Here is a 19,928-nt window from a genome sequence, read left to right on the forward strand (position 1 = left end):
GTGTGTCCGTCCCGGCCGCCCGGGGCCTTCACCTGCCTTTCAGGGGTATCCGGCCTGCTGTTACTTGGAAGAGCCCAGCAGCGTGTAGTCGTACATGCCGAGGTACGCCTGCGTGACCGTGACGTTGGTCGCGGACGTAGGCCTGATCAGCAGGTTCTTGCGGTAGATCAGCGGGACGACCGAGGCGTTGTCCATGACCATCTTGTCGATGTCGCCCCAGGCCTTGGTGCGGGCCGCGGAGTCGGTGTTCGAGATGGCGTCGGACAGAGCCTTGTTGATCTTCGGGTCGTTCAGCTCCATCAGGTTGTTGCCGCCCGAGGGCTTGATGGCCGAACCGTCGATGATCTGGTCCAGGAAGCCGTAGCCGGTCGGCCAGTCGGCGCCCCACGCCATCATCATCATGCCGAGCTTGTGCTGGTGGACGTAGCTCGGGACACCGGCGAAGTTGGAGAAGTACTTGCCGGAGGGGAACTGCTTGATGTCGACCTTGATGCCGGCGGCCTTCAGCGAGTTCTGGATGGCCGTGGCGGCCGCGACCTCGGCGGGGCGGTCGGCGCGGGCCGTCAGCGTGGTGGAGAAGCCGCTCGGCTTGCCGCACTGCTTCAGCTCGTCCTTGGCCTTGGCCACGTCACCCTTGTGGCCCGCCGTGGCGTAGGTGTCGAACTTGGTGTAGCCGTTGACCGACGGCGGGAGCAGCGTGGTGGCCACGTCGCCCTTGGGCGCGCCGCCCATGGCGTCGATGACCGACTGCTTGTCGAGGGCCCACTGGACGGCCTTGCGGCAGTGGACGTTGTCGAACGGAGCGACGTGCAGGTTCAGGGCCATGTAGCCCGTGGCGCCCGCGTACGAGTTGTCCGTCTGCTTGGCGTACTTGCCGTTCAGGATCTTCGGCTGGGTCTGCGGCTGCACACCGGCGCCGGTGATGTCGGCCGTGATCTTGTCGGCGAGCAGGTCGTTGTCGACCGTGACCGGGTTGACCTTGAACTTGACGTTGATCTTGTCCGGCAGCGCCTTGCGGATCGGGTCCGACTTCGGGTCCCAGTTCGGGTTGCGGACGAGGGAGGCGCTGGCGCCCTCCTCGTACGAGGCGAACTTGTAGGGGCCGGAGGACACGATGTGCTGGACGTACTTCGCGCCGTCGTCCTTCGCCTGCGGCACGGGGGCCGTCTGGGAGAAGGTCGCCAGGTAGTCGAAGTCGGCGAACGGCTTCGCCAGGTGGAAGACGATCGTCTGGTCGTCCGGGGTCTCGATCGAGTCGAGACCCTTCTTGTCCTTGTACGGGCCCTTGTACTTGTCGCCGCCCTTCAGGTACGCCTTGAAGTACGTCGGACCGTTGGACAGGGCCTCGGGCGCGAAGTTGGAGCGCTCGACCGCGTACTTGACGTCCTTGGACGTGATCGGCGTGCCGTCGTCGAACTTCAGGCCCGAACGCAGGTGGTACGTCCAGGTCTTGGCGTCGGCGCTGGCCTTGCCGAGGGAGTCGGCGAGGTCGGGGACGACGGTGAGACCGTCCTTGCCGGCAGCCGGCTTGAAGGTGACGAGGGTACGGGCGTACAGACGCGAGAAGTTCTGCACGAAGCCGTAGTACGTGTTGCCCGGGTCCAGGGAGTCCGGAACGTCGGAGTCCTCGAGGTTGACCGTCCCTCCCTTCTTGCTCGACGCGTTGACGATGGAGTTCAGCGCCGCGTCCTTCTTGCCGGCGCCACCACCGCTGTTGTCGTTGCTGTCTTTACCGCCGCCGCACGCGGCAGCGCCGAGCGAGACCGCCAGGACCGTCGCAATAGCGGCGGTAACCCTTCTCGTCTTCACGTGAGGAATGCCCCCTCGATCGATGTGGATCACTTGCTGCGAGGGTCGAGCGCGTCACGCAGCCCGTCACCCAGCAGGTTGAATGCCAGGACGGTGATGAAGATCGCCAGTCCGGGCACGAACATGAACTGCGGATCTGCTGTGTAGAGATCCACGGCATTGCTGAGCATTCCGCCCCAAGAAGCCTGCGGCGGTGCGATACCGACTCCGAGGAAGCTCAGCGCGGCCTCGAAGAGGATGTTCGTCGGGATGATCAGCGTCGAGTAGACGAGGATCGGCGCGACGAGGTTGGGGAGCAGTTCGCGGAACAGGATGTACGGGCCGCGGGCGCCCAGGCTGGTGGCGGCCTCCACGAACTCGCGCCGGGCGAGGCTCATCGTCTGGGCCCGCACGATACGGCCGATGTACGGCCAGCTGAAGAAGCCGATCACGAAGATCAGCACGCCGATGCGCAGCGACAGCCCGTTGAACCCGAAGAAACCGTCCTGCACAGAGGCCGAGATGGCGATGGCGAACAGCAGCAGCGGGAACGCCAGGAAGGTGTCCATCAGCCGGCTGATGACGCTGTCGACCCAGCCGCCGTAGTAGCCGGCGACGACGCCGAGCACGGTACCGATGATCACGGACAGCAGGGTGGCTCCGCCGGCGACCAGCAGCGAGACCCAGGAGCCCTCGATGATGCGGGCGAGCATGTCACGGCCGTACTGCGGCTCCACGCCCAGCGGGTGGTCCCAACTCATACCGCCCCAGCTGCCCTTGGGGGCCAGCAGAGCCGGGTCGATGAGGTCCTGGTGGAACTGGTTGGGGTCCAGCCCGAAAGCCCACTCGATCGGCTTCGCGAGGACCGCCATCAGCACGAGCAGGATGACGATGACACCGCCCGCCACGGCCAGTTTGTCCCGTTTGAAACGGGTCCAGGCGATCTGTGTGAGTGAACGCCCTTCGATCTGAGCCTTCTTGACCCCGGCGAGCACAGCCTCGGGCGGGGTCTCAGCCTCGGCTCCGGTGGTCTCGATCGGTGCGGTCACTGTGAACCCGACCCCTCTAGCCGGTTGTTGCCCGGCCCGCGTCTGCCGCGATGGTTTGCGGCTTTATCGACTTGCACTCGACCACGAGGTGAGCGCCTCGTGTGCCTTGAGTGGGGAGTCTTCAACGTGGCCGCGATCACCCGCCAGAGCCCAAGGCGAAAGTATGCATAACCGTGATGCGGCCATGGGGGTTCCGTTATCCGAACCTTCGAAACCGACCCGCGAACGCGCCCAGCACACCCGATGACCAGTCACTCGTCGCCCTCGCCCCGTCGCGCACGCGCTCAGCAAAGACACCCGCCGCATGCGACGGGCATCCAGGCGGACAGGGAATGCCCCGGTGGGGCGCGGTGGCGTCGCTCAGTAGGCGCCCTGTACGGGCGGATATCCGTAGCCGGCAGCCGGGGCCTGCGACTGGGGCTGCGGGGCGGCCGCGTGGGCCTCACGGTCGTAGAACGGGCGGGCGTTGGCCCGCATCCACATCACGACCGGGTCGTAGTCGTCGGTCATCGCCACCGTGGACACCGGCAGCCCGTCCGGGACCGCGCCGACCGACTGCTGCATCATCGCGCGCACCGAGTCCACCGCGGCCGGCGAGGTGTCGTACACGTCCAGACCGATGACGAGGTACGGCGCCCCGAGCGCGGGCTGCACCCAGGCGCGGCGCAGGGAGCGCAGGGCCGGGGTGCGGTGGGCGTTCTGCGCGAGCAGGGCGTAGAACTGCGGGATCTCGATGCCGGGTTCGGACAGCCGCAGAGGGCCGGCCGGCTGCCGGTCCAGGCCGGTGGCGATGCGGCGCAGGTCCAGCCAGGGGATGCCGACACCGCCGCCCGGGGCGTGCGGGTTGAGCCAGAGGCCGAAGTGGTCGGGATAGAGGGTGCGGGCCACGTCCAGTCCGTCGACCACCTCGTAGGAGCGGTTCCAGCCGCTCGCCGAGAGTTCCTGGGCGGAGGTCACACAGGGGGCGTAGCTGAAGCCCTCGACCTCCATGTTTCCGTACTGGGCGTCGGGCGAGCCGGCCTGGCCGTGCCACAGGAGCATCCAGATCTGGCCGGAGGAGGGGGTGGCGAGGGCGCGCAGCAGTGCCTCGTAGGCGTCGTAGCGCCCGGGGGTGACCTGGCGCAGCATGTGCTCGACGCTGCCGCTTGGGCTCGCGCTCACCTGTCTTACCGCCCCTTCAATTCTTGCCCCGCGTTTGGACACAGCTTAAGCGCCGAGTAGCTCGGGGCCTCATGTTCGTCGGCGAGTGCGGGTTCGTGGTGGGTTCTCGCGCAGTTCCCCGCGCCCCTGAGTTGGCTGCCCCTACGTCGGCTTCTAGTGTCCGGACTGGTAGAAGGGGCGCACGTTTGTCCTGAGCCAGTCGGCCACCGGGTCCTGGGCCACGTCGAGGAGGACCAGGTTGACGGGCCACTTGACCGGGACTTTGCCGAGGGCCTTGCCGAGGGCGTCCAGGGGGAGGACTCGTAGGTCGCCTTCCCACTGGGAGAGTTCCACGCCCACGAACATGACGGGGTCGGCCGTCTCGATGGCGGCGAGGCAGCGGCGGGCGGTGAGGACCACGCCGGTCGCGGCGAACTCGGCGGAGGCGGCGGCCAGGAAGTCGACCGGGTCTTCCTGCCAGTCGGGCTCGAAGAGGCGGACCCGGCCGCCGGAGCCGGGGCCGTCCAGCGCGGTGCGGTCCACGCGGCACAGCTCGGCCACCGCCTCGGGCGGCAGCGGGATGCCGACCACGCCGTCGGGGTTGAGGGCGATGCCGACCTGCGGGGGCAGGCCGCGGGCGAACTCCACCGCCGGGGCGATGGTGTACGACATGTGGGAGCCGGTCGCCTGGCGGAGCTGTTCCTCGGAGCTGAAGACCGGGACGTACACCTGGCCCTCGATGTCCATCGTGGGCAGGTCCAGGGGGCCGCTCTGCGGGCCGCCGCCGCTCGGCAGGGGGATCCAGAGGAAGCTGCGGCCCAGCACCTCGATGATCCGGCCGCCCGCGGAGGGTATGCCCAGGGAGGCCGAGAGCACCTCCTCCAGCTCATTGCCGGGCCAACCGCCGTGCGGGTGGGGGTGCGTCTGTGCCGGGAAGTCCGCGGGAGTGTCCGCCGGGAAGTCCATCTGCCTCTACCGCCTGCTGGGAACCATGCTGTGGAGCAAAAGGCTAGCGGGTGCCTGTGACAGTGACCGGTCCGATCAGCCGGTGAAGGCTATGCGGTGCAGGACGTCCGCCGCGTCCCGGTCCAGCAGCACCGCCGAGCCGCAGCCGGCGGGCAGCTCGCCGCGCTCCACCGCGCGCAGCAGCCGGGCGGTCGTACGGCGGTGGCGGCTGAAGGCGTACCGGGACACGCCGCGGCCGCGCTCGCGCTGGCCCTCGCGGGCCGTGCCGGGGGTGACGTCGAGAAGGAGCAGGTGCAGGGTGCCGCCGCGGCGGCGGGCCTCGCGGGCCAGCCAGGAGCGCACCCAGGGCTGGGTGCCGCAGTCGTGCACGACGACTCCCTCGCCGGTGCGCAGGGCGCGGCGCAGTCCGGCGTAGTGGGCGAGGCGGACCAGGGGGCGGTAGAGCGCGTAGGGGAGGAGGCGGGGCATGCGGGCGTCCCAGCTGTCGCGGGTGTCCTGGGAGTCGATGCGGCGGCCGGGGACCGCGCGGTGCATCAGCGTGGACTTGCCGCTGCCGGGCAGGCCGGTGATCACCACCAGGTCGGCGGACCCGAAGAGCAGGGCGTGCGGGCTGCGGCCCGCGCGCTCGCGCAGGTCGCGGACGACCGGGGCCGGGCGGTCGGCGCAGCGCTCGCGGGCCGGGGCGGAGGTCTGCTTGGGCACCGCGATGCCGGTGGTGGCGGCGTAGGCCGTGGTCCTGTTCACCGTGATCGTCCTCCCCTGTGGGCTCGGTCATCCCCTGCCCATCACATGTAAAGAGAAGGTAATGCGCCGCGTCCAGTGGTTCGGTGCGCGTACTGCCACAGGTCGGTTACAGATGCGGCCCTGACGGGTGGGGGCCGGGCATGCAATGATGTGCCCGCCAACTGCATACCGGCCGTTTGAATCCGCGCGGGAGAGTTCCCAGCAGCCTTCGCTGGGGCGCCGAAGGAGCAAGTCCCTCCCTTGAATCTCTCAGGCCCCGTTACCGCGCGGGCGAGGCACATCTGAAAAGCGGGCCGCTGTGTCAGTGGCTCCACCCAAGGTGCAAGCCGTGATCGTCCCTGTGGCGGTCTCGGCGAACCTCTCAGGTTCCGATGACAGATGGGGAGGAACTACCTCGCCCGTCAGCCTGCCCTGGGAGACGACCGACCGATGAGCAGTACCGAACTCCGTCACACCGCGCTGGACGCCCTCCATCGCTCGCTCGGTGCGACCATGACCGACTTCGCGGGCTGGGACATGCCCCTGCGCTACGGCTCCGAGCGCGACGAGCACGTGGCCGTGCGCACCAAGGCCGGCCTCTTCGACCTGTCCCACATGGGCGAGATCACCGTGACCGGCGCCGAGGCGGCGGCCCTGCTGAACTTCGCCCTGGTCGGCAACATCGCCTCCGTCGGCGTCGGCCGCGCCCGCTACACCATGATCTGCCAGGCCGACGGCGGCATCCTGGACGACCTGATCGTCTACCGCCTCGGCGAGACCGAGTACATGGTCGTCGCCAACGCCTCCAACGCCCAGGTGGTGCTGGACGCGCTGACCGAGCGCGCCGAGGGCTTCGACGCCGAGGTGCGCGACGACCGTGACGCGTACGCGCTGATCGCGGTCCAGGGCCCCGAGTCCCCCGGCATCCTGAAGTCCCTCACGGACGCCGACCTGGACGGCCTGAAGTACTACGCGGGCCTGCCCGGCACGGTGGCCGGCGTCCCCGCCCTGATCGCCCGCACCGGCTACACCGGCGAGGACGGCTTCGAGCTGTTCGTGAAGCCCGAGCACGCCGTGGAGCTGTGGCAGGCACTGGCCAAGGCCGGCGAGGGCGTCGGCCTGGTGCCCTGCGGCCTGTCCTGCCGGGACACCCTGCGCCTGGAGGCGGGCATGCCGCTGTACGGGCACGAGCTGAGCACGTCCCTGACGCCGTTCGACGCCGGGCTCGGCCGCGTGGTGAAGTTCGAGAAGGAGGGCGACTTCGTGGGCCGCGAGGCGCTCACCGAGGCCGCCGCCGAGGCCGAGCAGAACCCGCCGCGGGTGCTCGTCGGACTGATCGCCGAGGGCCGCCGGGTGCCGCGCGCCGGGTACGCCGTCGTCGCGGGCGGCGAGGTCATCGGCGAGGTCACCTCCGGCGCCCCCTCCCCCACCCTGGGCAAGCCCATCGCCATCGCGTACGTCGACGCGGCGCACGCGGCGCCGGGCACCGCGGGCGTCGGTGTGGACATCCGCGGGAGCCACGAGCCGTACGAGGTCGTGGCGCTGCCGTTCTACAAGCGCCAGAAGTAGACACTGGGCGCGGTCCGTACCCAGGACGTGACCCTGCGCACACATCACCTGCTCATCAGCAGGTTCAGCAGTCCCCCATTCATCAGCACTCCCGCGCGTACAGGAGAATTCAGGCCATGAGCAACCCCCAGGAACTGCGCTACAGCAAGGAGCACGAGTGGCTGTCGGCCGCCGCGGACGGCGTGTCGGCGGTCGGCATCACGGAGCACGCGGCCAACGCGCTCGGCGATGTCGTCTTCGTGCAGCTCCCCGAGGTCGGGGACACGGTGACCGCGGGCGAGTCCTGCGGTGAGCTGGAGTCGACCAAGTCGGTCAGCGACCTGTACGCCCCCGTGACCGGCGAGGTCACCGAGATCAACCAGGACGTCGTCGACGACCCGTCGCTGGTGAACTCGGCCCCCTTCGAGGGCGGCTGGCTGTTCAAGGTACGCATCGCGGAGGAGCCGGCCGAGCTGCTCTCCGCCGACGAGTACACCGCCTTCACCGCCGGCTGAGGAGTCGTAGCCGTATGACTGTCCTGAACACGTCCCTCCATGAGCTGGACCCGGAGATCGCCGCCGCGGTCGACGCCGAGCTGAACCGTCAGCAGTCGACCCTGGAGATGATCGCCTCCGAGAACTTCGCGCCGCTCGCGGTGATGGAGGCCCAGGGCTCGGTCCTCACCAACAAGTACGCGGAGGGCTACCCGGGCCGCCGCTACTACGGCGGCTGCGAGCACGTCGACGTCGCCGAGCAGATCGCCATCGACCGGATCAAGGAGCTGTTCGGCGCCGAGTACGCCAACGTGCAGCCCCACTCCGGCGCCTCCGCGAACCAGGCGGCCCTGTTCGCGCTGGCCCAGCCCGGGGACACCATCCTCGGCCTGGACCTGGCGCACGGCGGCCACCTGACCCACGGGATGCGGCTGAACTTCTCCGGCAAGCAGTTCAACGTGGTCGCCTACCACGTGGACGTCGAGACCGGTCTGGTCGACATGGCCGAGGTCGAGCGCCTGGCCAAGGAGCACCGCCCGAAGGTGATCATCGCGGGCTGGTCGGCGTACCCGCGGCAGCTGGACTTCGCCGAGTTCCGCCGGATCGCCGACGAGGTCGAGGCCTACCTGTGGGTCGACATGGCGCACTTCGCGGGCCTGGTCGCCGCGGGTCTGCACCCGAACCCGGTCGAGTACGCGGACGTGGTCACCTCCACGACCCACAAGACGCTCGGCGGCCCGCGCGGCGGCATCATCCTCGCGAAGAAGGACTTCGCGAAGAAGCTGAACTCGTCCGTCTTCCCGGGCTTCCAGGGCGGCCCCCTGGAGCACGTGATCGCGGCCAAGGCGGTCTCCTTCAAGGTCGCCGCCTCGGAGGACTTCAAGGAGCGCCAGCGCCGTACGGTGGAGGGCGCGCGGATCCTCGCCGAGCGGCTGACCGCGGCCGACGCCCGTGAGGCCGGCGTGAACGTGCTCTCCGGCGGTACGGACGTGCACCTGATCCTGGTCGACCTGCGCGAGTCCGAGCTGGACGGCCAGCAGGCCGAGGACCGCCTCCACGAGGTCGGGATCACGGTCAACCGCAACGCCGTCCCGAACGACCCGCGTCCCCCGATGGTCACGTCGGGCCTGCGGATCGGCACGCCCGCCCTGGCGACCCGCGGCTTCACGGCCGAGGACTTCGCCGAGGTCGCGGACGTGATCGCCGAGGCGCTGAAGCCGGCCTACGACGCGGAAGCCCTCAAGGCCCGGGTGAAGGCCCTGGCCGACAAGCACCCGCTGTACCCCGCTCTGAACAAGTAAGTCCGAAGTACCCCGGCACCGCGCACACTGGACACCAGAAGGCGCGCGCGGTGCCGGGGGGTGCCCACCCCCCGCACCGCACCCCTGAGCACCACCCCCGTATTGAGGAGTTCCCCGTGGCCATCTCGGTCTTCGACCTGTTCTCGATCGGCATCGGCCCGTCCAGCTCCCACACGGTCGGCCCGATGCGCGCGGCGCGCATGTTCGCGCGGCGGCTGCGCAACGAGGAGCTGCTGGAGTCCGTCACGTCGATACGCTCCGAGCTGTACGGCTCACTCGGCGCGACCGGCCACGGCCACGGCACGCCCAAGGCGGTGCTGCTCGGCCTGGAGGGTGCCTCGCCGCGCACGGTGGACGTGGAGACGGCGGACCAGCGGGTGGCGGACATCAAGGCGACCAAGCGGCTGAGCCTGCTCGGCGAACACGAGATCGCGTTCGACTTCGACGCCGACCTGAAGCTGCACCGCCGCAAGGCGCTCCCGTACCACGCCAACGGCATGACGCTGTGGGCGTACGACGCCGCGGGCACGGAACTGCTCTCCAAGACGTACTACTCGGTCGGCGGCGGCTTCGTCGTGGACGAGGACGCGGTCGGCGCGGACCGCATCGTGCTGGACGACACCGTCCTGAAGTACCCCTTCCGCACCGGCGACGAGCTGCTCCGCCTCACGAAGGAGACGGGCCTGTCGATCTCCTCGCTGATGCTGGAGAACGAGCGGGCCTGGCGCACGGAGGAGGAGATCCGGGCCGGCCTGCTGGAGATCTGGCGCGTGATGCGCGAGTGCGTGCAGCGCGGCATGTCCCGCGAGGGCATCCTGCCCGGCGGTCTGAAGGTCCGCCGCCGCGCGTCCGTCACGGCCCGCCAGCTGCGTGCCGAGGGCGACCCACTGGCGCACGCCATGGAGTGGCTGACGCTGTACGCGATGGCGGTGAACGAGGAGAACGCGGCGGGCGGCCGCGTGGTCACCGCCCCCACCAACGGCGCGGCCGGCATCATCCCGGCGGTCCTGCACTACTACATCAACTTCGTGCCGGGCGCCGACGAGGACGGCGTGGTCCGCTTCCTCCTGGCCGCCGGTGCGATCGGCATGCTCTTCAAGGAGAACGCCTCCATCTCCGGCGCCGAGGTCGGCTGCCAGGGCGAGGTCGGCTCCGCCTGCTCGATGGCGGCCGGCGCCCTCGCCGAGGTCCTCGGCGGCAGCCCGGAGCAGGTCGAGAACGCCGCCGAGATCGGCATGGAGCACAACCTCGGCCTGACCTGCGACCCGGTCGGCGGCCTGGTCCAGATCCCCTGCATCGAGCGCAACGGCATGGCCGCGGTGAAGGCGGTCACGGCCGCGAAGATGGCGATGCGCGGCGACGGCTCCCACAAGGTGTCCCTGGACAAGGTCATCAAGACCATGAAGGACACCGGGGCGGACATGAGCGTGAAGTACAAGGAGACGGCCCGGGGCGGGCTGGCCGTCAACATCATCGAGTGCTGACCGCGCCCTCGCCCGTTTCCCCCTGAGACTCCCCGGCCGGCGGAGGCCGGTGTTCCCCCAGGGGCTACCGCGTAGTAACCGCTTTCTCCCACGCTGCCGCCAACTCGGCGACAGCGAAGGGGAATTGACCCATGCGGGTTCTGGGGCGAGTGGCGGCGTTCGTGGGCGCGGCGGCGATGTTGGTGGCGATACCGGGCAACGCCCGTGCGGCGTCGCCGAAGTTCTCCGAGACGACGGCGATCGGCACGCACAACGCGTACGAGAAGGACAAGTACACGTACTGGGCGCAGGCGCTGGACTCCGGGGCCTCGCTGCTGGAGCTGGACGTGTACGCGGACAGCGTGAGCAGGCGGTGGCGGGTGAGCCACGACAAGCCGCTGGCCGATGACAACAACTGCGAGTACGCGGACGAGCCGGGCGAGCTGTACAGCAAGAACCGCAACCAGGACCTCGGCAGCTGCCTGGACAACATGGCGGCCTGGAACCAGCTCCACCCGGACCACGCCCCGATCGTCGTCAAGGTCGAGATGAAGGCCGGCTTCAACAACGACGCCGGGCTCGGCCCCGACGAGTTCGACACCCTGGTGTCGCAGAAGCTGGGCAGCAGCGTCTACAAGCCGTCCGACCTGCTGGGCGGGACGTACACCTCACTGGACTCCGCGGCGAAGGCGAACGCCTGGCCCGCCCGTGACGCCCTCAAGGGGGCCTTCCCGGCCGTGCTCGGCGCCGCGGGCGGCGACCCGCGCACCAGCCGTTACGACGCCTCGATCCGCCCCTGGTTCGTGTTCTTCGACGGTGACGCGGCGACGTACGTGAACAACGCCTACGACACGTCCTTCTACGCGACGAACCACTACATCCTGATCATGACGGACGCGTACGGCGTGTCCCCGGCGATCTCCTCCACCGACCCGACGGACGCCGAAGTCGCCGCCCGGCTCGCCCTGCTGGCCAAGGACCACGCGAGCATCATCACTTCCGACTGGTCCGCCAAGTCGGCGTCGGTCCTGGGATCGGTGGCGACCCGGAGCTGACTTTTCGGGTGCAACGGCGGATCTCCCGTGCCAATGTGGGGCATACACACGTCAACTCCTGTCCCCCCACTGGCACTCAAGGGAGTCCCCCATGCTGCACGGCATTGACGTCAGTGCGTACCAGTCGTCGTCGTACGACACGGACGGCCTCTCCTTCGTCTTCATCAAGGCGACGGAGGGGCGTTCGTACGTGAACCCGAGACTCGCCGCCCAGACCAAGCACGGCCGCGACGCCGGACTCGTCGTCGGCTTCTACCACTTCCTGTGGCCGGGCAACACGGCCGCCCAGGCCGAGTACTTCGTCAGGCACGCCCCCGAGCGGGCGGGCGACCTGCTCGCCGTCGACTGGGAGACGACCAGCGACGGCACGCACGCCAGCAACGCGCAGAAGGACCTGTTCATCCGGACGGTGAAGGAACTCCGCCCGCACAACAAGGTGTTGCTCTACGCCAACCGGGAGTACTGGCTGAACGTGGACGTCACCTCGTACGCCGGCGACGGCCTCTGGATCGCCGACTACGTGAGCGCGGGCCACCCCCGCATCAAGGCCAAGTGGCGCTTCCACCAGTACAGCAGCGAGCCGCACGACAAGAACGTGGCCGCGTTCGCCGACCGGGCCGCTCTGCGGGAGTGGGCCGCCGGGCACTGAGGGTCAGCCGCGGAAGTCCGCCGGACGTTCCGGGGAAGCCTCCGCCAGGGCCTTCCGTACAGCTTCCAGGCCCGCCTGCAGGCCGTACACCGGGGTGCCCGGCTGCTGGCGCCAGGAGTCGTCGAGGCCGCCCGAGTCGACCGTGTCGAAGCCGAGTTCTTCGATGAGGTCGCGGACGACCTGCTTGGCGGCCTGGTCGTCGCCGGCCACCGGGAGGGCCAGGCGCTCGGGGTCGCCGGCCGGGCGGGGGCGGTCCAGGATGTCCTGGGCGTAGGTGCCGTTGAACGCCTTGATCACGGGGTGTCCGAGGTGCCGTTCGGTCCAGCGGCTCTCGGTCAGGCCCTCGTCCTCGATGCCGGCGATCCGGCCGTCGCGCTGCTGCGGGTAGTAGTTGTTGGTGTCGATCACGGCGACGCCCTCGGCCGCGCCGTCCAGCAGGCCGGAGGGGAGGTCGGGGACCCGGTGCAGGGGGACGGTGACCACGACGACCTGGGCGCCCTTGGCGGCCTCCGTCGCCGGGACCGGGGTCGCGCCGGTCTCCTCGGCCAGTTCCTTCAGGGTCTCGGGGCCACGGGAGTTGGCCACGGACACGTCGTGGCCGAGGGCGGTGAACCGCCGGGTGAGGTTGCCGCCGATGTTGCCCGCGCCGATGATGCCGATCTTCATGACAGAGCCTTCCAGGGTCGATGCATGTGCATGCGTCGGTCGTCGGCGACAACCTCAGGGGGAACGGGAGTATTCCGGTGACTGCGGCAAGCGGATGACCGCTCGCAGAACGTCCTCAGACCCGTACGACGATCTTGCCCGTGTGCCGGTTGGACTCCATCAGGCGGTGGGCGTCCCGGATCCGGTGGAGGCCGTCGAAGACCTCGCCGAGGACCGGGCGGAGGGTGCCGTCGGCAAGGCCCGAGGCGAGGTAGTGCGTGGCGCGGTGACGGCCTTCGGCGGTGCCGGTGAGGGAGATGTTGGCGTAGCCGTGGACGGTGAGCGGCCACTGCCGGGGCAGCAGGATGGGCCGCTCGTCCAGCCAGCCGTAGGAGACCAGGGTCCCGTCCCGGACGACCGCGCCGCCCAGCTCCGCGAAGCCGGCGCCGCCGATCGCGTCGAGGACGATGTCCACTCCCCGCCCGCCGGTCAGCCGCCTGGCCTCCTTGACTACGTCCTCGTCGGCGCTGACGATCACGTGCTCCGCGCCGAGGGCGAGCAGCCCCTGCCGCTTGGCGTCAGTGCGGGTGGTGACGATCGGGACGGCTCCCGCCCGGCGGACGACCTGGATCGCCGCGGTGCCGACCCCGCTGGACGCGCCGGTGATCAGCACCTGGTGCCCCGGGACCAGGCCGGCCCGCTCCACCAGCGCGCCGTACGCCGTCGTGTACGTCAGCCAGGCAGCCGCACCCGTCACGGCGTCGACCCCGGCGGGGCGCGGGACCAGCGCGCTCTCCGGAAGGAGCACCCGGTCGCCGTAGACGCCGTGGGCGCTGAGTTCGAAGTTGGCGGCCGAGAGGACCGGGGCGCCCGGCGCGAAGGCGGTGACTTTCTCGCCGACCGCCTCGACCTCGCCCGCCGCCTCGTAGCCGTTGCGGGAGGCGGGCAGGGTCGGCCGGTAGTAGTAGGTGCCCGCGCGGAAGAGCGCCTCGGCCCGGTTGAGGCCCAGCGCCTCGACCTTCACCAGCACCTCGCCCGGGCCGGGGGCGGGCAGCTCGACCTCCTCGACGGTGAGTACGTCGGGGCCGCCGAGTTCGTGAAAGAGCACTGTGCGTGCGGAAGTTGTCATGCCGTCGACGCTAGGTCCGGTACGGGAGACGCTCCATGTCCTCCGGTCTCGGTTTCATGTCCGTACGTCTTCCCGGCCGGGCTTCCGGGCTACGGTGGCCCCATGGACGTGCTCAGCGACGTCGTCGCCGCCATGCGCATCGGCCGCCCGCACTCCGCGCGCCACTACAAGTACGCGCCCTGGGGCCGCCACTTCGGCGCCACCGACGGGGCCGGCTTCCATGTGGTGCTGCGCGGCTCGGCCTGGCTGATCCCGGACGGCGGCGAGCCGGTGGCGCTGGCGCCCGGGGACGTCGTCTTCCTCGCGCACGGCCAGGGGCACGCGCTGGCCAGCGGGCTGGACGTACCCCTGCAGGAGGTACGGCTGCTGTCGGACGGCACCTGGAGCGGGCCGCCGCCGGGCGAGCCGCGGGAGGGCTGTGCGGACACGGTCACACTGTGCGGCACCTACCGGCTCGACCGCGACCGCGCCCACCGGCTGCTGGCCGAACTGCCTCAGGTCGTGCACCTGCCCGCCCATGTCGGCAGCCACCGTTCGCTGCGGGCGGCGGTGGATCTGCTCGGGATGGAGCTGGAGGAACTGCGGCCGGGGACGGACGCGATCGTCACCTCGCTGCTGGACACCCTGCTGCTGTACATCCTGCGGGCCTGGTGGGAGAGCGAGCGCGCGGCCGGGCGGGCACGGGGCTGGTCGGCCGCGCTGGCCGACCCGGCGGTCGCGGCGGCGCTGCGCGCGCTCCACGGTGACCCGGCGCAGGCCTGGACGGTGGCGCAGCTCGCCGCGACCGGCGGCCTGTCCCGCGCGGCCTTCGCCCGCCGCTTCACCGCGCTGGTGGGCGAGCCGCCCCTGACGTATCTGACCTGGTGGCGCATGACGGTCGCCGGACGGCTGCTGCGCCACGACGACCTGTCCCTGCGCCAGGTGGCCGCCCGCACCGGCTACACCTCGGAGTTCGCCTTCGCCAAGGCGTTCAAGCGGGAGTACGGGGTGGCGCCGGGGCAGTACCGACGGGGCGTGGCATGACGAAGGGGGCGCCCTCCCCACGGGACGGGCACCCCCTTCGGGTGGGTCACTTGTTCAGGTAGGCCCAGAACTCGTCGAACGACAGGACCTTGTCGCCGTTCAGGTCGCGGGTCTTGATGATGGCCTCGGCGACCGCCTCGGTGACGTTCCAGTCGCCCTCCTGCGCCAGGGCGTGCTTGAACTCGGCAGCGGTGATGACACCGTCACCGTCCGAGTCGATCCGCTGGAACTGCTTGCGTGCTTCCTCGATGTCGGCCACCGGTCCGCCCCTTTTGCTCGTGATTCTCATGCCGTGTCGGCGTACTGTCGCTGGTCAGATTAACGGCCGCCGTGAGCAGGGAGTGCGGCGACCACCATGGAGACTCAAGGAGCACGGGTGTGGAGACCTTGCGGGACATTCTCGACGCGGCGGCGCAGGGCGTCTTCCCGCCGGCGGACGGCGGCACGACGGTCGTTCCCCAGCCCTCGCCCCGGGACGCCGGTGTCCTGGCCTTCACGGCCCACTCGGTCGTGTTCACCGACGAGGATCCGCACTGGGTGCACGAAACGCTGCGCGCGGTCACCGAGGAGTGCGACGTGCTGGCCGCCACGATGAACGCGCGCTTCCTGACCGCGCTGATGGACCGCACGGGGTGCCGTACGGACACGGTCGACGTGATGGTCGTCGGGTCCCCGCTGCCGGGCCGTCCGGCGCTCGCGCTGCGGGAGATCGCCGACCCGTCCCACCCGCGGGTGGTCAGCTCGCGCCGGCGGCGCGACGACGTCCGGGTGTGGGCCGCGGACGGCGGGGTGCTGGTGCTGGGGCGCGGGGTGGCGGGCCGGCTGGAGGTGGCGGTCGAGGTGGACGACGCGGTACGGCACCAGGGGCTGGGCCGGGCGCTGGTGGCGGCGGCGCGGCAGCTGGCCGACGAGCCGGTGTGGGCCCAGGTGTCGGCGGGGAACGCCCGCAGCATGCGGGCGTTCCAGGCGGCCGGGTACCTTCCGGTGGGCTCGGAGGTGCTGCTTCAGCGGAAGATGCCGGTGTGACCGAGTGAGTAGCGGCCCGGCTGCGGGTAGACGGCGAGGCCGTGCGGTCCGCTGCCGACCCCGATGCGGGCGAGTTCGGTGCCGGTGCGGGTGTCGATGGCGTACACCTCGGAGTTGTAGCGCCCGGAGAGCCACAGCACCTTGCCGTCGGAGGAGACCCCGCCCATGTCGGGGCTGCCGCCGCCGGGCAGGTGCCACTTCTTGGTGAGCCGGTTCTCGGTGAAGTCGAAGACGGAGATGGTGCCCTCGCCACGGTTGGAGACGTACATCTCCCGGGAGTCCCGGCTGACGTACAGCCCGTGGGCGCCCTTGCCGGTGGCGAGGAACTTCGGCTTGTCGAAGGTGTCCCCGTTCACGATCCACATGCCGTCGGCCACCATGTCGGCGATGTAGAAGAGCTTGCCGTCCGGGGAGACCTTGACGTCCTGCGGCATCGCGCCGTGCAACGGCAGCTTCTGGTGGGCGACGACCTCCATTCGCGCGGTGTCGACCTTGAGGAGTTCGCCGCTGAACTCGCAGGAGACGATGAAGTAGCGGCCGTCCAGGGAGAAGTCGGCGTGGTTGACGCCGTAGCAGCCGACCGGGACGGTCTTCACGACCTTCATGGTGTGCGCGTCACGGAAGACGAGCTGACGGTCCATGGAGGCCATGACGATCGCGTACTTGCCGTCGGGCGTGAAGTACAGGTTGTACGGGTCGTGCACGTCGACCGGCTTGCCGGCCTTGCCGGTCTTCGGGTCGATGGGGGTGAGGCTGTTGCCGAGGTCGTTGTTGACCCAGAGGGTCTTCAGGTCCCAGGACGGCACCACGTGCTGGGGCTGCCGGCCGACCTTGATGGTCTCGAGGATCCGGTAGGTCTCCGGGTCGATGACCGTGACGGTGTCGGAGTTGGTGTTGGGGACGTACACCCGGGACGGGAAGTCCTTGACGACCGGGGAGAGCCGGTTCGGCCGGTCGGCCGCGTAGACGTCGGTCGGGTCCAGCACCGGGGGCATCCCGGGCAACCCGTCCACCTGCTGCTTCTTCACCTGTGGCCGGGCAGGCGCCTTGCTGCCGAGGGCCTCGTTCTCCTGGTGCTGGGCGCCACCGCTGCACGCGGACAGCAGTGCCAGGGCGGTGAGGGCGGCTCCGGCGGCCAGTAGGCGGGCGGCTTTCGTGGTTCGCATCAGCTCAGCAGCTCCGTGGTGGTGACCGCGCGCAGGTGGCGGCGGTCGAGTTCGTGGAGTACGGCGGGGAGGGCGGCGACCGTGTCCGGATAGCCGAAGTGCAGGCTCACCACCGAGCCGCCCCGCACTTCGGCGAGGACCTTGCGGGTGACGGCGTCGGCGCCGGGGCGGGTGTAGTCGAGCGAGTCGACGTCGTACGACAGCACGTGCGGGTAGCCCGCGGCGCGGGCGAGCCGGGTGACCAGCGGGGAGGCCGTCGGGGAGCGGGAGGGCCGGAACCAGGTGCCGATCGATCCGGTGAGCCGCTTCAGCCGGTCCGCGCAGTCGGTGATCTCCTTGCGGGCCTCGGCCTCGGCCATGGCGTTGACGGAGATGTGCCGCTGGGTGTGGTTGCCGAGGTCGTGGCCGCCGTCGAGGATGCGGCGGGCCAGGCCCGGGTGCTGGTCCAGCCAGGTGCCGACGGCGAGCACGGTCAGCCGGGCGCCGTGCTGCTCGGCCGTGCTGAGCAGGGACTCGGCGAAGTCGGGGTCGCCCTGCCCGTGGAAGGTGAGAGCGACCTGGGGGCGGGTGCGCGGGCCGTGGCTGATCTGGGCGGGCAGGCCGGCGTAGGCACGGGGGGCGGGGGCGACGTGGGAGGTGGCCGCGGGACGGCCGGACGCGTCGGCGGGCGGGGCGGACCCGGGATGCGCGGCGGTCGTCGCGCCGGGCCGGGCGTCCTGGCCCGCGCCGCAACCGGCGGCGAACGCGCCGCCGGTGACGAGCCCGGCACCCGCGCGCAGCACCCCGCGTCGGTTGGTCGTGGTCACCCGCACCATTTAAGGGGCGTTGGGTAAGAAAACGGCCGATTGCGCCGATCGAGGGGCGATTTCGGGTCGCAGGCGCCACCGGGCGCCGCGCACTCGGACGTGGCGGAGGATTCATTCGCAGGGAGCAAGCCGCCGGGTCTCCTCGACCCGCCTTCAGCGGTCGGCGACCCGCATCTCGAACCAGGTGGTCTTGCCGCGCGGCAGGAGGTCGACGCCCCAGCGGTCGGACAGCTTGTCCACCAGGAACAGGCCGCGGCCGCTGACGTCCATCTCCTGAACCGGCATCAGACAGGGCAGTCCGCGCGAGGGATCGCGGACCTCGACGCGGATCCAGCCGCGCCGGCGGCGCATCCGGAGGCCGAAGACCCGGGCCCCGGTGTGCCGTACGGCGTTGCCGACGAGTTCGGAGACGAGTAAGACCGCGTCCTCGGTCATCTTGGGGGTCAGCCCCCACTGCCGCAGTATGACGACCTGGGCGAGCCGGCGCGCGGTGGCCGCGGACTCCGGGCGGGACGGCAGCGGTACCTCTGCCTCCGTCGGGTTGCCGAACAGTTCCAGCGCCTTGAGCGCCTGTTCGTCCTCGACCGCGGGCGACCACCGCGCCGCGGCCGCACGGCTGTGTCCCCGCGGCTGTTCGATGCCCTCCAGCCCCGCCATGCCCCCATGATGGCCGTCCCAAGCCGTCTCCGTGGCCGTTCCGGAGGAATACGCCCCCCGTACGCCCCTGCCACGCTCCGGCCTACCGGCATATGCCGATGACATGTCCGATCTTGGAACAGCCTGTCTGGCCTGCGGCGACGGCTCACTTCCGGGCAATCGACGGACTCCCTCGACGAGGCAGGCTTAAGGTTGCCTTAAGGCTCCCATAAACCGCCCCATCGGGGGACCCGGATCAGACAAGGCGTCAACTGCAAGCCTCACCGGGGAGGTTCGTCGGTGGACTTCACAGGAACTTCGCCTTGCCCGGCCCCTCCTCGACGAAGCTGCGCATGCCCCGCTCGCGGTCCTCGGTGGCGAACAGCCCCGCGAACCAGTTCCGCTCGACGGCGAGCCCGGTGTCGATGTCGGTCTCCAGGCCGGTGTCGACCGACTCCTTCGCCGCACGCAGCGCGATGGCCGGCCCCTGGGCCAGCTTGGCGGCCCAGGCGTGCGCCTGCTCGTAGACCTCGGCGGCCGGGACGACCCGGTCCACCAGGCCGATCGCGAGGGCCTCGTCGGCCTTCACCATCCGGCCCGTGAAGATGAGGTCCTTGGCCTTGGAGGGGCCGACGAGGCGGGGCAGCCGCTGGGTGCCGCCCGCGCCCGGGACGAGACCGAGCAGGATCTCCGGCTGGCCGAGCTTGGCGTTGTCGGCGGCGATGCGGTAGTCGGCGCACAGGGCCAGCTCGCAGCCGCCGCCGAGCGCGTACCCGGTGATGGCCGCGACGACGGGCTTGGGGATGCGGGCCACGGCGGTGAAGGAGTCCTGCAGGGCGCGTGAGCGCAGGACCATCGCGGTGTGGTCCATCGCCTGCATCTCCTTGATGTCCGCGCCCGCCGCGAACACCCGCTCGCCGCCGTAGATGACCACGGCACGCACGTCCTCGCGGCGCGTGGCTTCCTCGGCGAGTTCCTTCAGCCGGTCCTGCGTGGCGACGTCCAGCGCGTTCATGGGCGGCCGGTCCAGCCGCAGCGTTCCGACACCTTCGGCGACTTCGAGATTCACGGTCATGCGCAGCAGGTTAACGGGGACTAACGGGAACTGGGTCGGTGCGGTCGATCACACCCGGCCGGGGGTCCGGGGGTTGCCCCCAGGCAGGCACAGCACGGGGACTAACGGGAACTGGGTCGGTGCGGTCGATCACACCCGGCCGGGGGTCCGGGGGTTGCCCCCAGGCAGGCACAGCACGGGGACTAACGGGAACTGGGTCGGTGCGGTCGATCACACCCGGCCGGGGGTCCGGGGGTTGCCCCCAGG

20 protein-coding genes and 1 riboswitch are annotated in these 19,928 nt (G+C 70.4%); of the genes, 8 read left to right on the forward strand and 12 right to left on the reverse strand.

Going from position 1 to position 19,928, the window contains the following annotated elements:
- Nucleotides 1–60 precede the first annotated feature (60 nt).
- From ACFY3C_RS24090 to ACFY3C_RS24110, 5 genes are all read right to left on the reverse strand, one after another.
- A complete protein-coding gene (locus tag ACFY3C_RS24090) occupies nt 61–1,809 on the reverse strand; it encodes an ABC transporter substrate-binding protein (RefSeq protein ID WP_390772174.1) in 1,749 nt (582 codons plus the stop codon).
- A gap of 29 nt (nt 1,810–1,838) precedes the next feature.
- Entirely contained in the window at nt 1,839–2,837 is a 999-nt protein-coding gene (locus tag ACFY3C_RS24095) for an ABC transporter permease (protein WP_389182027.1), read from the reverse strand.
- Between the two features lie 360 nt (nt 2,838–3,197).
- Complete coding sequence (locus tag ACFY3C_RS24100) at nt 3,198–3,965, reverse strand: enhanced serine sensitivity protein SseB C-terminal domain-containing protein (protein ID WP_390772201.1); 768 nt, start codon at nt 3,963–3,965, stop codon at nt 3,198–3,200.
- A 186-nt stretch (nt 3,966–4,151) separates the two neighbouring features.
- The gene (locus ACFY3C_RS24105) at nt 4,152–4,943 is read right to left on the reverse strand and encodes an enhanced serine sensitivity protein SseB (protein ID WP_390772175.1); all 792 of its coding nucleotides are present in this window, start codon (nt 4,941–4,943) and stop codon (nt 4,152–4,154) included.
- A 75-nt stretch (nt 4,944–5,018) separates the two neighbouring features.
- Complete coding sequence (locus ACFY3C_RS24110) at nt 5,019–5,687, reverse strand: AAA family ATPase (RefSeq protein WP_390772176.1); 669 nt, start codon at nt 5,685–5,687, stop codon at nt 5,019–5,021.
- Between the two features lie 177 nt (nt 5,688–5,864).
- Nucleotides 5,865–5,962: riboswitch (glycine riboswitch) on the forward strand.
- Nucleotides 5,963–6,116: 154 nt separating this feature from the next.
- On the opposite strand from ACFY3C_RS24110, the gene gcvT reads away from it, so the two are divergent.
- From gcvT to ACFY3C_RS24140, 6 genes are all read left to right on the forward strand, one after another.
- A complete protein-coding gene (gene gcvT / locus ACFY3C_RS24115) occupies nt 6,117–7,235 on the forward strand; it encodes a glycine cleavage system aminomethyltransferase GcvT (protein ID WP_390772177.1) in 1,119 nt (372 codons plus the stop codon).
- 116 nt (nt 7,236–7,351) lie between these two features.
- Complete coding sequence (gcvH, locus tag ACFY3C_RS24120) at nt 7,352–7,729, forward strand: glycine cleavage system protein GcvH (RefSeq protein WP_386576629.1); 378 nt, start codon at nt 7,352–7,354, stop codon at nt 7,727–7,729.
- A gap of 14 nt (nt 7,730–7,743) precedes the next feature.
- A complete protein-coding gene (glyA, locus tag ACFY3C_RS24125) occupies nt 7,744–9,009 on the forward strand; it encodes a serine hydroxymethyltransferase (RefSeq protein WP_386576630.1) in 1,266 nt (421 codons plus the stop codon).
- A gap of 116 nt (nt 9,010–9,125) precedes the next feature.
- Entirely contained in the window at nt 9,126–10,493 is a 1,368-nt protein-coding gene (locus tag ACFY3C_RS24130; protein WP_386576631.1) for an L-serine ammonia-lyase, read from the forward strand.
- A 131-nt stretch (nt 10,494–10,624) separates the two neighbouring features.
- Nucleotides 10,625–11,527, forward strand: coding sequence for a Ca2+-dependent phosphoinositide-specific phospholipase C (locus tag ACFY3C_RS24135; protein ID WP_390772178.1), 903 nt, complete (start codon nt 10,625–10,627; stop codon nt 11,525–11,527).
- A gap of 91 nt (nt 11,528–11,618) precedes the next feature.
- Complete coding sequence (locus ACFY3C_RS24140; protein ID WP_386576633.1) at nt 11,619–12,176, forward strand: GH25 family lysozyme; 558 nt, start codon at nt 11,619–11,621, stop codon at nt 12,174–12,176.
- A 3-nt stretch (nt 12,177–12,179) separates the two neighbouring features.
- Here ACFY3C_RS24140 and ACFY3C_RS24145 read toward each other — a convergent pair whose 3' ends face one another.
- A complete protein-coding gene (locus ACFY3C_RS24145; RefSeq protein WP_390772202.1) occupies nt 12,180–12,857 on the reverse strand; it encodes an NADPH-dependent F420 reductase in 678 nt (225 codons plus the stop codon).
- Between the two features lie 100 nt (nt 12,858–12,957).
- Nucleotides 12,958–13,950, reverse strand: a complete 993-nt coding sequence (locus tag ACFY3C_RS24150) for a zinc-dependent alcohol dehydrogenase family protein (RefSeq protein WP_390772179.1) — start codon at nt 13,948–13,950, stop codon at nt 12,958–12,960.
- Nucleotides 13,951–14,052: 102 nt separating this feature from the next.
- On the opposite strand from ACFY3C_RS24150, the gene ACFY3C_RS24155 reads away from it, so the two are divergent.
- A complete protein-coding gene (locus ACFY3C_RS24155; protein WP_390772180.1) occupies nt 14,053–14,973 on the forward strand; it encodes an AraC family transcriptional regulator in 921 nt (306 codons plus the stop codon).
- Between the two features lie 46 nt (nt 14,974–15,019).
- On the opposite strand, the gene ACFY3C_RS24160 is transcribed toward ACFY3C_RS24155, so the two are convergent.
- Nucleotides 15,020–15,232 (reverse strand): EF-hand domain-containing protein, encoded by a 213-nt coding sequence (locus tag ACFY3C_RS24160; protein WP_390772181.1) that lies wholly within the window; start codon nt 15,230–15,232, stop codon nt 15,020–15,022.
- Nucleotides 15,233–15,351: 119 nt separating this feature from the next.
- Between ACFY3C_RS24160 and ACFY3C_RS24165 the strand changes: the two genes are divergently transcribed.
- Complete coding sequence (locus tag ACFY3C_RS24165; protein WP_390772182.1) at nt 15,352–15,999, forward strand: GNAT family N-acetyltransferase; 648 nt, start codon at nt 15,352–15,354, stop codon at nt 15,997–15,999.
- Here the strand turns inward: ACFY3C_RS24165 and ACFY3C_RS24170 are convergent.
- From ACFY3C_RS24170 to ACFY3C_RS24185, 4 genes are all read right to left on the reverse strand, one after another.
- Nucleotides 15,978–17,165 (reverse strand): YncE family protein, encoded by a 1,188-nt coding sequence (locus ACFY3C_RS24170; RefSeq protein WP_390772183.1) that lies wholly within the window; start codon nt 17,163–17,165, stop codon nt 15,978–15,980. The genes ACFY3C_RS24165 and ACFY3C_RS24170 overlap by 22 nt on opposite strands.
- Nucleotides 17,165–17,980 carry a polysaccharide deacetylase family protein gene (locus tag ACFY3C_RS24175; RefSeq protein ID WP_386576639.1) on the reverse strand — a complete coding sequence of 272 codons (816 nt, stop codon included), beginning with the start codon at nt 17,978–17,980 and terminating at the stop codon, nt 17,165–17,167. The genes ACFY3C_RS24170 and ACFY3C_RS24175 overlap by 1 nt, the downstream gene beginning before the upstream one ends.
- 144 nt (nt 17,981–18,124) lie before the next feature.
- On the reverse strand, nt 18,125–18,628 hold the full coding sequence (locus tag ACFY3C_RS24180) for an ATP-binding protein (protein ID WP_386576640.1): 504 nt from the start codon (nt 18,626–18,628) through the stop codon (nt 18,125–18,127).
- Between the two features lie 286 nt (nt 18,629–18,914).
- Nucleotides 18,915–19,682, reverse strand: coding sequence for an enoyl-CoA hydratase/isomerase family protein (locus ACFY3C_RS24185; protein WP_390772184.1), 768 nt, complete (start codon nt 19,680–19,682; stop codon nt 18,915–18,917).
- Nucleotides 19,683–19,928: the final 246 nt, after the last annotated feature.

Source organism: Streptomyces sp. NPDC001410 (assembly GCF_042895235.1).
Lineage (GTDB): Bacteria > Actinomycetota > Actinomycetes > Streptomycetales > Streptomycetaceae > Streptomyces.